The 14,566-nt window shown below is 38.8% G+C and carries 14 protein-coding genes; 7 read left to right on the top strand and 7 right to left on the bottom strand.

Annotated elements, in window-relative coordinates; all coding sequences use genetic code 11:
• Positions 1 to 170: 170 nt before the first annotated feature.
• Positions 171 to 323 carry a hypothetical protein gene (locus CFPU101_RS08950; protein WP_206815017.1) on the bottom strand — a complete coding sequence of 51 codons (153 nt, stop codon included), beginning with the start codon at positions 321 to 323 and terminating at the stop codon, positions 171 to 173.
• Positions 324 to 437: 114 nt separating this feature from the next.
• On the opposite strand from CFPU101_RS08950, the gene CFPU101_RS08945 reads away from it, so the two are divergent.
• Positions 438 to 1,184: a hypothetical protein gene (locus CFPU101_RS08945; RefSeq protein ID WP_206815016.1), complete on the top strand. Its 747-nt coding sequence runs from the start codon at positions 438 to 440 to the stop codon at positions 1,182 to 1,184.
• Positions 1,185 to 1,372: 188 nt separating this feature from the next.
• Here CFPU101_RS08945 and treY read toward each other — a convergent pair whose 3' ends face one another.
• Positions 1,373 to 3,868 (bottom strand): malto-oligosyltrehalose synthase, encoded by a 2,496-nt coding sequence (treY, locus tag CFPU101_RS08940; protein ID WP_206815015.1) that lies wholly within the window; start codon positions 3,866 to 3,868, stop codon positions 1,373 to 1,375.
• A gap of 394 nt (positions 3,869 to 4,262) precedes the next feature.
• Here treY and CFPU101_RS25505 point away from each other — a divergent pair, with 394 nt between their 5' ends.
• On the top strand, positions 4,263 to 6,203 hold the full coding sequence (locus CFPU101_RS25505) for a hypothetical protein (protein ID WP_242577841.1): 1,941 nt from the start codon (positions 4,263 to 4,265) through the stop codon (positions 6,201 to 6,203).
• 275 nt (positions 6,204 to 6,478) lie between these two features.
• A complete protein-coding gene (locus CFPU101_RS25500; protein WP_242577839.1) occupies positions 6,479 to 7,357 on the top strand; it encodes a hypothetical protein in 879 nt (292 codons plus the stop codon).
• A gap of 42 nt (positions 7,358 to 7,399) precedes the next feature.
• Here CFPU101_RS25500 and accD read toward each other — a convergent pair whose 3' ends face one another.
• From accD to CFPU101_RS08915, 4 genes are all read right to left on the bottom strand, one after another.
• The gene (accD, locus tag CFPU101_RS08930) at positions 7,400 to 8,335 is read right to left on the bottom strand and encodes an acetyl-CoA carboxylase, carboxyltransferase subunit beta (RefSeq protein WP_206815014.1); all 936 of its coding nucleotides are present in this window, start codon (positions 8,333 to 8,335) and stop codon (positions 7,400 to 7,402) included.
• Between the two features lie 46 nt (positions 8,336 to 8,381).
• The gene (locus CFPU101_RS08925; RefSeq protein ID WP_206815122.1) at positions 8,382 to 8,585 is read right to left on the bottom strand and encodes a hypothetical protein; all 204 of its coding nucleotides are present in this window, start codon (positions 8,583 to 8,585) and stop codon (positions 8,382 to 8,384) included.
• A gap of 39 nt (positions 8,586 to 8,624) precedes the next feature.
• Entirely contained in the window at positions 8,625 to 9,434 is an 810-nt protein-coding gene (locus CFPU101_RS08920; protein WP_206815013.1) for an A24 family peptidase, read from the bottom strand.
• A 94-nt stretch (positions 9,435 to 9,528) separates the two neighbouring features.
• Positions 9,529 to 9,744, bottom strand: coding sequence for a hypothetical protein (locus CFPU101_RS08915; protein ID WP_206815012.1), 216 nt, complete (start codon positions 9,742 to 9,744; stop codon positions 9,529 to 9,531).
• A gap of 244 nt (positions 9,745 to 9,988) precedes the next feature.
• On the opposite strand from CFPU101_RS08915, the gene CFPU101_RS08910 reads away from it, so the two are divergent.
• The 4 genes from CFPU101_RS08910 (at position 9,989) to CFPU101_RS08895 (ending at position 13,633) form a co-directional block, all read left to right on the top strand.
• On the top strand, positions 9,989 to 10,489 hold the full coding sequence (locus CFPU101_RS08910; RefSeq protein ID WP_206815011.1) for a GNAT family N-acetyltransferase: 501 nt from the start codon (positions 9,989 to 9,991) through the stop codon (positions 10,487 to 10,489).
• Positions 10,490 to 10,604: 115 nt separating this feature from the next.
• Positions 10,605 to 10,865, top strand: coding sequence for a ParB N-terminal domain-containing protein (locus CFPU101_RS08905; protein WP_206815010.1), 261 nt, complete (start codon positions 10,605 to 10,607; stop codon positions 10,863 to 10,865).
• A gap of 78 nt (positions 10,866 to 10,943) precedes the next feature.
• Positions 10,944 to 12,320 carry an IctB family putative bicarbonate transporter gene (locus tag CFPU101_RS08900; RefSeq protein WP_206815009.1) on the top strand — a complete coding sequence of 459 codons (1,377 nt, stop codon included), beginning with the start codon at positions 10,944 to 10,946 and terminating at the stop codon, positions 12,318 to 12,320.
• Between the two features lie 221 nt (positions 12,321 to 12,541).
• A complete protein-coding gene (locus CFPU101_RS08895; protein WP_206815008.1) occupies positions 12,542 to 13,633 on the top strand; it encodes a saccharopine dehydrogenase family protein in 1,092 nt (363 codons plus the stop codon).
• Between the two features lie 95 nt (positions 13,634 to 13,728).
• Here the strand turns inward: CFPU101_RS08895 and psb27 are convergent, their stop codons facing one another.
• A complete protein-coding gene (gene psb27, locus CFPU101_RS08890) occupies positions 13,729 to 14,130 on the bottom strand; it encodes a photosystem II protein Psb27 (protein ID WP_206815007.1) in 402 nt (133 codons plus the stop codon).
• Positions 14,131 to 14,566 lie beyond the last annotated feature (436 nt).

Genomic DNA, 14,566 nt, shown 5'->3' with positions numbered 1-14,566 from the left:
TACTATATCTAACGTTTATAAAATCACAGTGGATTCTATTACGTTTTGTTAGATAAGTCTAGCTAGATTAACAAATTGATCATAAGTTTTACCGACCTGTGATCGATAAGGGTTACACGTAGGCACCTCCGTGCGACGGCGGTGTACCGCGTGACTTAATCCTGCAATTTCTAGAATAGCGATCGTTGTTCTAGGTTCCCATTGGTTAATTTATTGATCGCTGCGTGAATCATCGAGTTGATGATGGTTCCGCAAAAAGAGTGTTCAAGGCAAACTGGTTCGACATCAGAAAGCTGGTCTAACTGGAGCCATCTGATACTCATTAATTGTTCCACTTTCTTGCTATTTATGTAAAAGGTCTAATATTATAAAAGGATTTAATGAACTGAAAAGATTAATAATTCTACTTAAACTAATTAAAGCCATTGTTAGTGAATATGAAATGGAAATATTTGATCTACAAAGTTCGAGAACAAATCATTGAGTTAATTAAAGGACTACTTAATAATCCTTGCTGGTTATTAATGCGTTATTTAGGACGATTTAGCTTTTTTAGACAATTAATGCTCCAATGGTCTAGGCAAATTTCTCAGTTTTCTTCTTATTTAATGCCAAAAAATACGATTTTTACGGATGCTGAGCCTGAGCAGATTGTAAAAACTTTGCGTCACAATGGTTTTTATCTAGGTTTAACTCTCCCGCCAAATATAGTAGAAGAAATTTTGGACTTTGCTCAACAGACTCCTTGCTATGGAAATCGTAATTCTAAATTAAACTTTTATTATTGTGAAAAAGACAAAATACAAAAACAAGTTTTATCGCCAATTTTAACAGGATACTACTTTAACACAGCTATTTTTAGTCAAGCGATCAATCAATTAGCCCAAGATTCAGTTTTATGGGAAATTGCAAGCCGTTATTTTCAAACTCAGCCAAAACACATTGGTAATCAACTGTGGTGGAGTTTTGCTGTTAATGTTGAATCTGAAAAACGTTATCAAGCTGCTCAATTTTTCCATTATGACCTCGATGATTTTCAATTTCTTAAATTTTTCTTTTACTTAACAGACGTTGATCAGACAAGTGGCTCACACGTTGTTGTTCAAGGCAGCCATCAGCGCAAACCATTTGTACATCAACTAAGAAGACGGGGATATACTGATTATGAGATTGAGAAGACTTAGGGAAAAGAAAATATTAAGACCATTTGCGGACGAAAAGGATTGGGATTTGTCGAAGATCCTTTATGTTTTCATAAAGGTTTACCACCGATAGCAAAAGATAGACTCATCCTCCAGATAGAGTTTGCAATACATGATTATGGAATGCAAAAAGATCTGAGTAAATGAGTCATATCTTTCAGAATTTACTTTTAGTTCTGGCGGACTAATAAAGCCACTGGAAAATGTTTAAATAAATCAGATATCGATACAGTTTCATCGGCTATCACCTCATCTGTAAATTGATTGCGCCATTGCCCTACTGGTAAATTTAGACTTGTATCGCCCCAGTTTTGCCCACTCGTGAATTCTGTTTGTAATCCCATAATCAGACGAGGAACAACTACCACGACTGAACCACCCCGACTATAAGCAATAATGTGTTCAGCTTTGTTACCTTGGGCAAATATTGGCTCATAAAAACCGTTTCTATCAAAAATTTCGGGTGATTTGGCCCGTAAACCCAAAGTTTGACGAATTAGCCACAGTTTCGGTAAGCCTTCTGGGTAACGGCGACAAATGTCATCAATTGATAAAGTTTTCAGTTCATTTAACAAACTACGACGTAAATCAAAATCAACGATACGACGGTTATCTGGATCGACTAAACTGTTATCCCATAATTCTGTGCCTTGGTAAACATCGGGTATACCAGGTGTCGTTAGTTTAAGCAGGGTTTGAGAAAGTGAGTTAATATAGCCAGGAATCACCAATGATTGCAGGAAATTTTCTAAATCGGCAATAAATTCGGCATCATTGAACGTATTTTTAATAAAGGCTCGTAATGCGTCGTCATACTCAGGATTGCGTTGCGCCCAACTGGTATGTTGTTTGGACTCACACACCGCTTTATCCATGTAGTTATAAAGACGCTCAAAAGATATTGGCCATGCTCCAACTAATGTCTGATAATACAAATACTCAGCATTGCGATCAGGCCATTGTTGATGACGATATTTTTCATTCATTTTTGACCAACGCTGTACCGTTTCCATCCATTTTTCGGGAATTTCCGACAGTAACAGGAGACGTGCGCGAACATCTTCACTACGTTTAGTATCATGAGTAGAACTACCTAGCATGGCATCTGGCCATTCGGATAATGCTTTCTGTGATGCTTTGTGAAAGTCTTCGACACTACAACCAAAATGACTCGGATCGCCCCCTACTTCATTGAGTGCGACAAAACGGTTATAACAATAGAATGCTGTATCCTCAACACTTTTCGCCATCGCAGGGCCGGTTAGCTGTTGAAAACGCATCACAAAATCCTGTTCTAGATCCCCTGTCAGATTTAATAGTAGTAAACTCGCAATAAAATCAAGGGGTTCTGAACCTAAGTCGGGACGAAATTCTTTAGCTAATTTTGTTGCTTCGACAATATAAGCGGCATCTGTTTCAGTAATATATCGAGTTTGCGCCCGTGCATAGGTTCTATACACTGAAAAACAGCTAAGAAGTTCGATTAAGGCTTCTCTTAATTCATCTCGTGAAAAATCTCGATAACGCCAATGATTTGCCGTAATGGGTATTAGTAAATCAACCAGACGACCCACTTCAGCACATAGCATATCTTCTAGGATAAACTGTTTTTTCTCTTTTACGATCGCTGCGTAATCGGTGGGTTCTCCCGTAAACTCTCCATAGAAATCGGTTAAAATCTGTTCACTTTCTGCATTAACAAATACTGCTTGCGCCCGATTCATAAAATCATAACCTGTGGTGCCATCGACGGGCCAAGTCACAGGTAAATCTTCCCCCGGTTCGAGAATTTTTTCAACAACGATCCAAGCATTGGGGGTGACTTCATGGAGTCGGCGTAAATATTGTTCTGGATCGCGCAAACCATCGGGATGATCAACCCGCAAACCATCGATTAAGCCTTTTTCTGTCCAGTGTATGATAGGCGCATGGGCTTCTTTAAACACTTGCGGATCTTCGACTCGTACACCTGCTAGGGTAATAATATTGAAAAAGCGGCGGTAATTGAGTTCTTTTGGCCCATGTTCGTAAAATGTTAAGCGATAATTTTGTTTTTGAATTAACTGATCTAATAAGTCTGGTTCAGTATTAATTGTATAGATGGTATCTTCTTTTATTTCGATTGAATTGGGGTTAACAGGGAAAGTATGCTCATGATAGCGTAAGATTAATTCGTCTTCATCGTAATCTAAACGGATTTCACCTTTAGCTAAAACCGTTTCATAGCGATCGCCTAATACGGGTGCTAAAATCTTGCCATGCAAACGAGGGTCGGGAGATTTCCAATCGATATCAAAATAGGGCGCAAATTGACTTTTTTGGCCATGTTTTAGGACATCCCACCACCAGCGATTTTGTGAGCCACCGATACCCATATGGTTCGGGACAATATCAAGTACCAAACCCATATTATTTTTGTGTAGGGTTTTGGCTAATTCCTCAAGATCTTCTTCAGTTCCCAAGTCTGGATCAAGCTGTTCAAAGTCAAAAACATCATAGCCATGAGTGCTTCCAAACATGGCGAGTAATAGGGGTGATGCGTAAAGATGACTAATTCCTAATTCTGATAAATAGGGAATTAAATTAATAGCACTTCTTAATGTGAAACCGCTACGAAATTGAATTCTGTATGTTGCTCTGGGTAGTTTGAGCCTAGCACTTGACATTTTTTTTTACCTTTTTGTGTCTGATTTTTGTGTTTTTAGATTTTTTAATTAATGACAACTATTGTTTAATCTTATTTGAAAAAATTAAGATTATAAACTAACTCAGTTAACTGCCTAAAAAGTTAGATATTGTTTATTAATTTTCCTTTAAAAGAATAACAAAAACACTAACAATAATCAAATATTTCTAGAGAAGGACTCTTTTAATTAGCGGACTATTCCTTTAGATAGAGCCAAAGATTGAGCAAGGTAACATTTTTCAAACTGTTGAGGGATGGCTAAAGCGTGATTTTTTGTAAAACTTAAACTAAAAGTAAGCTGTATTAAATCATCAGTTTTCACTACAACTAAAGATTTTTTTACACACAGAACTTATTCCATCAAGAGGCTCATCATGTTTTTAGAAAATATAATCATACAGAAAATTTCTCTGTTACCCTTTGAATTGGCACAAATACAACCTGAGACAACTATAAATTCAGCAGAAGAAGCATCTTTTGTATTTAGTGGTCCGCAATTTTTTACGGCTTTGATAGCAGGTGTTGTTCTAGCTTTTGCCTTTCAACTTTTGTTTACAAATTTAGGTGTTGCGGCGGGAATCTCTTTAGCAGGTGGTTCGTCATCCCATTCCGAAAACTCATCGGGGAGCTTTGGTGGAACCGTTCGTAAAATCGGTTTAGCCGTCGGTTTAGGAACACTTATTAGTGTGATGATTTCTTTATTTGCAGCATCATTTTTTGCAGTTAAACTAAGTTTATTTGTCTCTCCTGGTTTGGGTGCAATTATAGGATTAGTGATCTGGGCAACTTATTTTACATTATTAGTTTGGATCAGTTCTTCTACTGTTGGATCTTTAATTGGTTCAGTCGTCAATACGGCTACTTCTGGTTTTCAAGCTATCTGGGGAACTGCCGCAGCGATGGTAGGTTCACAAGCGATGAGCAAACAAGTCGTCAATACCGCAGAAGCCGCAGCCGCAGCCGTTAGACGCGAGTTGGGATCAGCCATTGATGCAGAAACGTTAAAAGAAAATGTACAAGATTATATCGAAAGATTACGAACCCCTGAATTAAATTGGCAAGGTATTCGGAATGATTTTGACAAGCTACTCAATACATCAGAATTTAATGAAGTTTTAGAGAGTGGAAATTTACCCAATATAGATCGTCAAACCTTTGCTCAATTAATTAGCGATCGCACTGATTTATCAAAACGAGATGCAGAACAATTAGCCACGCAACTCGAAAAGGCATGGAAGCAAAAAGTAGGACAGCAAAAACCCAAAAATTCCATAGAGTCTTTAGTGGATTATTTGAGATCAGCCGCACCAGGCGAATTGATCGGGGGTAAACTAGGTGAGCAAATTGATTCACTCGTTGAACAAATGCGTCAAGGGAATCAATCTTCAGATCAAGGGGGATCTCAAGCTCTTACCTTTAGTTTAAACTCTTTGATGGGCTTAGTTTTAGGACGGACAGATTTATCAGAATTAGATGCAGAAAAAGTACTCAATCAACTGCAAAAACTTAAAGGTTATGCAGGTGAGCAAAAAGATAAATTAGTAGCTCAAGTCAATCAAAAAAGTGACTATAGCCCCATTCGGACGGATCTTGAAAATTATCTGCTTAATGCTTACAACTGGCAACTCAAACCCACTACCCTTAAACGTGAAGTTCAGCAGTTGATTTATGATTCTGATGCTAACCCTGAAATGATGGCATATGAGTTAGAAGGTTTAAAACGTTCCGATTTTGTCAATTGGTTAGAGCAGAAAGGTTTACTAACTCAAGATCAAATTGAATCTACAGCTAATATTTTAGAAGATATTCGCTTAGAAACAATGGCGACGACACAAGCAGCAATAGAACGAGAAAAAACTCTGACATTGCTTGCTGATGTCGAACACTATTTACTTAATACTCCTGCATCTGATCTCGTCCCAGAAAAAATTCAACTCAATTTTAAACCCATTCTAGAAGATCCTAGTAGTGATAGCGATCGCCTAGTCAAACGACTTTCGCAACTCGACTATCTCACATACAAAGATATCTTGGAGACACGCGCTGATCTAGCACCCGAAGATATATCGATCATTATTCCTTCTCTAGAAACCGTTCAAAAACAAGTCGAACGAGAAACATTAGATGCAGGAGAAGCTATCAAAGCTAAAATTGATCAACAATGGCTCAAGGTGCAAAGCTATCTCAAAGATACTCACAAAGAAGAATTAAACCCCGATGCTATTAAACGAGAAATTCAACTCTTGCTCGATGATCCCCAAGCAGGTACAAATGCACTAAGAGCGCGTGCTTCTCGTTTTGATCGTGATCTTTAGTTCAACTCCTTTCAACCCGTGAAGACTTAAGCACAGAACAAGTTAACCAAGTCATTGATCAAATCGAAAATACTTGGTCATCGGTTCGCCATGCACCCCAAGAACTTGCAGGAAAAGCAAAAGATCAGTACGATCAAACGGTTAATTCTATTTCAGATTATTTACGTTCTACAGGCAAGGAAGAACTTAACCCCGAAGGAATTCAACGCGATCTCAAAAAACTGCTTGATGATCCTAGTGAAGGGGCAAAAGCGATCAGAAGTCGTTTAGCGAGAATGGATCGTGATACGTTAGTTAAATTACTTTCCCAACGTGAAGATCTCAGCGAAACACAAGTTAATCAAGTGATTGATAATGTTCAGAGTACTTTACAAGAGATAGGGAATGCCCCTCGTCGTTTAGCAAGACGTACACAACAAAAAGTACAAGATTTTCAGAGTACGATCGCTGATTATCTCCGTTCTACCGATAAGGAAGAATTCAACCCTGAAGGAATCAAACGAGACGTACAGTTACTTTTAAATGATCCTCGTGCGGGTGTAGAAAGCTTACAGGATCGTCTTTCTAAGATTGATCGCGAGTCTTTGATTGCTTTAATCTCACAACGCGAAGATATTTCCGAAGCAGACGCGAAACGCATTGTGGATCAAATTTTAGTGGTTCGTGAACGTACGATCGAACAATTACAAACAATCCAAAAACAATTACAATCAGCAATTGATCGCATCCTTAATAGTATTCGGGATTATCTGAATAGCTTAGAACGTCCTGAGCTTAATTACGACGGAATTAAAACAGATTTGCGAACTTTGTTTGATGATCCCCAAGCAGGTTTTGATGCTCTGCGCGATCGCTTCTCTCAATTAGATCGAGATACATTGGTAGCGGTTATCAGTTCTCGTGATGATATCTCTCAAGCTGATGCAGAACGTTTGATTTCTCAAGTTGAGGGAACCCGCGATCGGATCTTACAACGCGCTGATCGCATCGGACGAGAAACACAGTATCGTCTCGAAAAAATGAAAGAAGATGCACAAAAACAACTTGAAGAAACCCGTAAAGCCGCAGCTACCGCCTCTTGGTGGTTGTTCTTTACGGCTCTGTTATCGGCGATCGCATCAGCAGGTGCAGGTGCATTAGGAGTTATTTATTAGAGTATAGGGGGTTTAATTTTCAAACCCCACAATCTTCTATCGTTACAGTTGTTTAGCATCCAAATGGACTAATTCAGGTTCTGGATGCTTTTCCGTTTTCATTGAAGAAGGTAAAGGAAAAAAAGGCTGATGTAAACTAATCAGTTGAGCCAAAGTCCGTTTAAGCTGAGTTCGAGAAACGATCGTATCAATAAACCCGTGTTTGAGAAGATATTCTGAAGTTTGGAAATCTTCGGGTAATTTTTCGCGGATGGTTTGTTCAATAACTCGTCTACCTGCAAAACCGATAGTAGCTTGTGGTTCGGCGATAATAATATCTCCCAACATCGCAAAACTAGCCGTTACCCCGCCTAATGTCGGATGAGTCAGAATAGGGATATACAATAACTTAGCTTCTCGATGCCGTTGTAGCGCACCTGAAATTTTAGCCATCTGCATCAGACTTAACATTCCCTCTTGCATTCTTGCGCCACCCGATGCACAAACGATAATAAGGGGTAAACGTTCGGCTGTTGCGTGTTCTGTGAGACGGCAAATTTTTTCACCGACGACTGATCCCATACTACCGCCCATAAAGCGAAAGTCCATTACTCCTAGAGCAACGGGCAAACCATCTAGTAAACCTGTACCACTATGAACCGCATCGGTAAGACCTGTTTTTTCTTGATAGTCTTTAAGGCGATCGCTGTAGGGTTTGCGATCCTTAAACTTTAGGGGATCAGTCGGCTGAATATGTTCATTAAGAACGATCCAAGTATCGGGATCAATAAGTTGTTGAATGCGTTCATCGCCGTCCACACGTTCATGGTGATCACATTCAAGACAGACTAATTGATTGGCTTGTAAGTCCTTAGTATAAGACAATGCACCACAGGCTTCGCATTTTGTCCATAAACCGTCCGCAATTTCTCGTTCTTGCTGTTGACGGACACGGGGTTCTGATTTTTCTCGATTTGCAAACCAATCAAATATAGACATAATATTAACCTAAACAATCCTCTGCCACTTCACACGAGAGCCAAAATTAATCTTCTGGTGAACTCAATAAAAGCAATGCTGTCCACTGATCCCAGGAGCGTACTTGCAATGCAGCTTGACTTCCTTGTCCGCAATAAATCCCTAAGCCAATATCTAGGACACGACTGGGAATGTCATAAGCTGACAAGATTTGCTGCATTAATTCGGCCTCCCAACGGGCTGATGTTGTTCTAATCGTAATCCAGGACACAGATCTTATTCTATCAAGAGTTGTAACTTCTCAATTTTTCTAGAGTAGAGGGAAAAATAAAGATTTATATGTAGCAATCATCGTATTACCCCAAAAGATTGTCAAGACGGCACCGAGAGCAAGATAGGGGCCAAACGGCATCGGTTGACCACGATTGAGCCGTCCTAAAAACATGGCGAATACTCCACCGATTGAACCCAATATACACGCTAAAAAGGCGGTCACGAGTAAAGCTTGCCATCCCAACCAAGTCCCAATCATTGCGGCTAGTTTAGGATCACCGCCACCCATCGCAGGCTGTCCTAATGCAATTTCACCTGAAAAGCGAATCATATCAAATAACCAGAGTCCTAATACTGCACTACCAATTCCTAACATCAAACTCTGAATTAAATTTCCATTTTGCCATCCAAGCATGAGTTGAAACAAAAGTCCTAATACTAATCCAGACTGAGTTAGTACATTTGGTAGGGTCATTGTATCAAAATCAATCAAACTTAGAACTAAAAGCCAAGAAACTAATACCCAATAACCAAGGGTTGTCCAACTAAAAGTATATTGCCAAAATATTAAACAAAATAAGATCCCGCAAACAGCTTCGACAATGGGGTATCGTGCGGAAATCGGGTTTTTGCACCAGCGACATTTTCCTCCTAAACGTAACCATCCCAACACGGGAATATTTTCGGTTTTGCCCAGTTGATGCAAGCATTTCGGACAACGAGACGGCGGGTATAACAAAGATAATTCGGCAGGTACTCGATAGATGACAACGTTTAAAAAACTGCCTACCGATGCACCAAAAATAAAAACAAATGAGGTTAGAACAAAGTTTAAGAGGGTTTCCATTAACTAGCCTAAGTTTGATTACAAGATCAATCTCTACCTCAATAAGAGGTCAGTTGTAGGCGAGTTGGCTGATTTTTTGGGTGTGCGTCTGCTTTTACCCGTTTTCAGATTCAAGTTGTTTGACGGGAATAAAAGATTCTCCAGGTAACAAAATGGGTTTAGTTCTAAAAATTAATTGACCCCGATGACTGTCTCGATGAATGGCGACTCCTTGAGGTTGACGATTGATTTTAGAGTGCAAAACGTGGTAGGTTCGATAAATGCGTTTAGCGGCTCTAATTAAAGTAAGATTCGATGAACTTGTCTCCATTTTTTCTTGATGATTGCTTTTTTAAGAGTTTAGCATTATCCTATTTTCCTTGATTAAAACGAATTTGTTACAAAAATTAATAGTACAAAATCGCTAATGAAAGAAAATAGGCATTAGTAAAGAAGATTAAGTTTTGACGCACTGGGTTTCACAACCGTTCCAATCAATACAAGACCAACTCTGCTTAGTGTAATAATTCCCTAAAATCGGCTTAAAGTTGACAATTTTAATTTTAAAAAAAGCTATGATTACCCTGCGCCCTGCTAACCTTGCTGATTTAGAGTTGTTGCGTCACTGGGATGAGCAACCTCATGTGATTGAGAGTGATCCTAACGATGACTGGGGTTGGGAAGTAGAACTTGGTCGAAATCCTGATTGGAGAGAGCAATTAATTGCTGAACTAGAAGATCGTCCGATCGGATTTATCGAGATTATTGATCCAGCGCGTGAGGAGGAGCATTATTGGGGTGAGGTTGCAGCAGATCTTCGAGCGATAGACATTTGGCTCGGCGATGAGGGAGATTTAGGCAAAGGTTATGGAACAAAGATGATGCAGCTTGCCATTAAGCGATGTTTTGCCGACTCTTCAGTATCGGCTATCCTTGTTGATCCCCTTGCCAGTAATCATCGCGCTCACCACTTCTACGAACGTCTTGGCTTCCAATTTATTGAGCCTCGACGGTTTGGTGAGGATGACTGCTTGGTTTATCGTCTAGACCGAACCAATTGGCACTCTAAAGTCTAAAGTTAATTGGCTTTTGGTCATTAAATCAGTAGAATTATTCTTCTATGATGAGCGTCGTCGGTCAGACTTGAAATTTACGTTAAGATCAAAGAAAGAATCAGTTTTTTACAGATCAATGGAAGTCAAAGAAATTCCAATCGCTCAAATTCGTCGTCCATTACCTCGACAAAACGATCCGCAAAAAGTACAAGCGTTGATGGAATCAATTGAAAGAGAAGGTTTACATGAACCGATTGACGTTTTAGAAGTCGATGGCACATACTACGGTTTTTCGGGTTGTCATCGTTTTGAAGCGCATCAACGTCTAGGGAAAGAGACGATTAAATGTCGGGTTCGTCACGCACCGCGATCGGTTCTCGCAAAACATTTAGCTTAAATTGGTCGTCATAGGAGCAGTAGACAAAACAACGCTTGGTCTGCTTAAATCCCATGTATCAATTATTTATAATGTTCTATGATAGCCATCTTGAAACAATTGACCCTAGATAGTCTTATTCCGCTTCAGTGGCGACAGTCTAGTTATATTTATCGATCGCTTGGTATTTTTAGTCGATGGCGCGACTCCAGTTTTTTATTACAATGGTCGGAAGAAATTGGCGCGGTTTTGATTAGTGTACTGATTGCGATCGCTCCTTTTAGTGCCACCAGTTTAATCGGTGTTCTCCTGTTGTGTATTGCTCTCTATTGGGTTCTTTTAACAATTTCTGAACAGAATCCCTTTGAAAGTACACCGATTCATTTGCTAGTGTTTTTGTACTGGTTAATCGCTACCTTAGCCGTTGCTTTATCTCCAGTCAAAGCAGCAGCCTTAAGTGGATGGATTAAGTTAACGCTTTATTTGGTCTTTTTTGCCTTAACTTCAAGGGTTTTACGTTCAACCCGTCGGAGAAACGGAGTAGTTACCGCTTTTCTGTTAGTGGCGGCTATTGTTAGTGTATATGGGATTCGTCAGGAAATCTTTGGGGCCGAACAATTAGCGACATGGAACGATCCTACTTCGGAAATGGCGGGGGATACGAGAGCATATAGCTATTTAGGAAATCCTAATTTACTTGCTGCTTATTTATTACCTGCAATCGCATTTAGTCTCGCGGCTGTTTTTGTGTGGCAGGGATGGTTACCCAAAGCTTTAGCAGGATTACTGTTTGTCATCAACTCAGCTTGTCTATATTTTACCGATAGTCGAGGCGGTTGGCTTGGCATGATGGCTTTAATGGTCGTCTTTATGATCTTGCTGTATGTCTGGTTTCGGCATTCTTTATCACCCTTTTGGCGAACTTGGTTATTACCTTTGGTTTTAGGGTTTTTGGGAATTATGTTACTGGGAGGCTTTATCTTTATTGAACCCTTACGCATCCGTATTTTGAGTATGTTTGCAGGACGAGATGACAGTAGTAATAATTTTCGGCTCAATGTTTGGGAATCTGTGATTAACATGATTAAAGCACGTCCTGTTTTGGGGATTGGCCCTGGTAATGAAGCGTTTAATCAAGTGTATCCTTTGTATATGAAGCCTCGCTTTTCGGCGTTGAGTGCTTATTCGATCTATTTAGAAACGGCAGTAGAAACGGGTTTGATTGGTTTAACCTGTTTCTTGAGCTTACTCGGTATTAGCTTTAGTACTGGAGTGTGGCGACTGCAAGGATTACAAAAACAAGATAACTTACAAGGATTTTGGTTAATTGCTGCGATCGCGGGGATGGCTGGCATTTTAACACATGGTTTCTTTGATACAGTTTGGTATCGCCCACAAGTTAGCACTTTATGGTGGTTAATGATTGCAGTCATTGCCAGTCTTTATCCGCTTAAAAATAAACAAGAGATTTTTTGAGCTTAATCTTGTTTGTTAAAAAACATTTAGAAACTTAATGGTTTAGCGATCAAACCTCTACAAAAGAATCTCGATCATGTTATGTTTAATAATATATTCTAATACCATGTATTGAGATTTTTCATTATTTTTCCCTTATTTATTAGGGTTTAGTGACCCTTGTATGGGCTTGGTCACCAAGTCCAAAAAATATCAGTTCAAAAAATTAGGAGAATCTTTAAATGTCACAACAAAAAGTATTAATTTTAGGTGGTCAAGGACGAATCGGTAAAAGTGTCGCTCAAGATCTTCTAACGCATACGGATGCAGAGGTTACCATTACTGGACGTACTCAAAAACAAATTGTTTCTAAGCCAAATCTACAATTTTTAGAATTAGATTTAAGTGAAATAAAACGACTTAGAGAAGCGATTAAAGAGGCAAATTTAGTGATTCATTGTGCAGGGCCATTTCATTATCGTGATGAGACTGTCTTAAAAACTTGTATTGATGAAAAAGTTAATTATATTGATGTTAGCGATCATCGTTCGTTTTATCAAAAATTAGTCCCTTATCAAGAAGATGCAATCAAAGCAGGGGTAACAGCCGTTTTAAATACAGGTATTTTCCCAGGTATTTCTAATAGTATAGTTCGTCAAGGTATTGAAAAATTAGATACAGCAGAAACCATTCATTTAAGTTATGTCGTTGCAGGTTCTGGGGGTGCAGGAATTACCGTCATGCGAACCACTTTTTTAGGTTTAAGAAATCCTTTTGATGCTTGGTTAAATAGTCAATGGAAAACAGTTTTACCTTATACAGAGCGAGAAGTCATTCAGTTTCCAAAACCCTATGGAAAAACGGGAGTTTATTGGTTTGATATGCCCGAAACTTATACGTTTGCTGATTCTTTTAATGTCAAGAATGTTATTACTAAATTTGGTTCGATACCCGATTTCTATAATCATCTGACTTGGATTACGGCTCATGTTTTTCCGAAGAGTTGGATTGAAAGTAAAAAAGGAATAGAATTTTTCTCAAAAGTCAGTTACAACATGACCTCAGTTACCGATAATTTTAGCGGAATTGGGGTAGCCATGCGAGCCGAGATTAAAGGAACTAAAAATAATCAAAAAGCGATTTATTCTGCAACAATGGCTCATCAAGATACTGCTTTCGCCGCAGGTTGTGGTACGGGAACGATTGCTCAATTTATACTAGATGGAAAAATTAATCAGCCTGGTGTTTATCCAGTCGAACAAGTTTTATCAACAGATTTATTTACTCTAGCGATGCACAGCCGAGGTATTCAAATAGAGGAACAATTAACTTAAAGGATTTTAGAGACTTAAAAAAGGGTTTGACAATCAAACCCTTTTCGGTTATCAGTATTTTCTTTAACTGATCACTGTTTATTGTTGACTGTTTTTTATGCTTCTTTTTTCAAGGAGAGTTCAACAATATTAAACTCTTGTTTTAAACGGGCTTTTAATTTCTCTGGAATCGGACGGCTACCATAAGCGGTATAATATCCAGCTAAAGCGTTCACGGCTGTTTGCATTGTTGTAAATGAACGTAATCCACCCGATTTAGTATCCTTACGATAGCGTGAGATATAATCATTAATTTGTTGACGTGCTAAGGATTGAATATCTGCTTTATTTGGCGCATCTTCGGGTTGATCAATTGCTTGAGTTAAAGTTCCGATCACTGTAAGTGTATCTTGTCCATAGTTCCCCGATAGCCCTGATGGACTCGAACAGCCCACTAAACCAATAACAACAACTAGAACAAGCGCAAGTAAGCGTGATATGTATGATTTAATATTCATGACTTAATTTGATACAAAAATTAACCATTAGTTTTCTTATCCTACCAGTAATGGTAGGTACCTTTATCACTTTTATAACAGTGCGATCGCTCTTTATTCATCCCCTTATAGGCTGATCCCTTATTCCCTTTTGTCAAAAAGCTCAGAATTTTTAGATGGCGAGTTTAGCGGTTTTTAGGTTTGCGCTCATCATACAGAGATTATATGCACGATCAATCACATTGCAAGTTTTGATATTTTTAGGCTACCTTCATGAGTGACGATCGCTGCGTGTCTTACTCATACAAATTAATTTTTATATTACGGTTTGTCAATCGATATGCCGTATTTGATTATTGAAGATGTTTTAAGCATTTCAATTTCCATTAGCTGTGTTTATCGTTTTGAAAAATAAGAATATTTGATTTAATGGAATACTCTCCTTTAGGATGAATTT

It is taken from the genome of Chroococcus sp. FPU101, assembly GCF_017312365.1.
In the GTDB taxonomy this organism is placed as follows: domain Bacteria; phylum Cyanobacteriota; class Cyanobacteriia; order Cyanobacteriales; family Microcystaceae; genus Chroococcus.
This window is presented reverse-complemented; position numbering and strand designations above follow the sequence as displayed.

Coding starts and splice junctions, on each gene's coding strand:
- CFPU101_RS08910 (WP_206815011.1), top strand. CDS start 9,989: ATGATTACCCTGCGCCCTGCTAACCTTGCTGATTTAGAGTTGTTGCGT.
- treY (WP_206815015.1), bottom strand. CDS start 3,868: ATGTCAAGTGCTAGGCTCAAACTACCCAGAGCAACATACAGAATTCAA.
- CFPU101_RS08900 (WP_206815009.1), top strand. CDS start 10,944: ATGATAGCCATCTTGAAACAATTGACCCTAGATAGTCTTATTCCGCTT.
- CFPU101_RS08895 (WP_206815008.1), top strand. CDS start 12,542: ATGTCACAACAAAAAGTATTAATTTTAGGTGGTCAAGGACGAATCGGT.
- psb27 (WP_206815007.1), bottom strand. CDS start 14,130: ATGAATATTAAATCATACATATCACGCTTACTTGCGCTTGTTCTAGTT.
- CFPU101_RS08915 (WP_206815012.1), bottom strand. CDS start 9,744: ATGGAGACAAGTTCATCGAATCTTACTTTAATTAGAGCCGCTAAACGC.
- CFPU101_RS25500 (WP_242577839.1), top strand. CDS start 6,479: ATGGATCGTGATACGTTAGTTAAATTACTTTCCCAACGTGAAGATCTC.
- accD (WP_206815014.1), bottom strand. CDS start 8,335: ATGTCTATATTTGATTGGTTTGCAAATCGAGAAAAATCAGAACCCCGT.
- CFPU101_RS08905 (WP_206815010.1), top strand. CDS start 10,605: ATGGAAGTCAAAGAAATTCCAATCGCTCAAATTCGTCGTCCATTACCT.
- CFPU101_RS08920 (WP_206815013.1), bottom strand. CDS start 9,434: ATGGAAACCCTCTTAAACTTTGTTCTAACCTCATTTGTTTTTATTTTT.
- CFPU101_RS08950 (WP_206815017.1), bottom strand. CDS start 323: ATGAGTATCAGATGGCTCCAGTTAGACCAGCTTTCTGATGTCGAACCA.
- CFPU101_RS25505 (WP_242577841.1), top strand. CDS start 4,263: ATGTTTTTAGAAAATATAATCATACAGAAAATTTCTCTGTTACCCTTT.
- CFPU101_RS08945 (WP_206815016.1), top strand. CDS start 438: ATGAAATGGAAATATTTGATCTACAAAGTTCGAGAACAAATCATTGAG.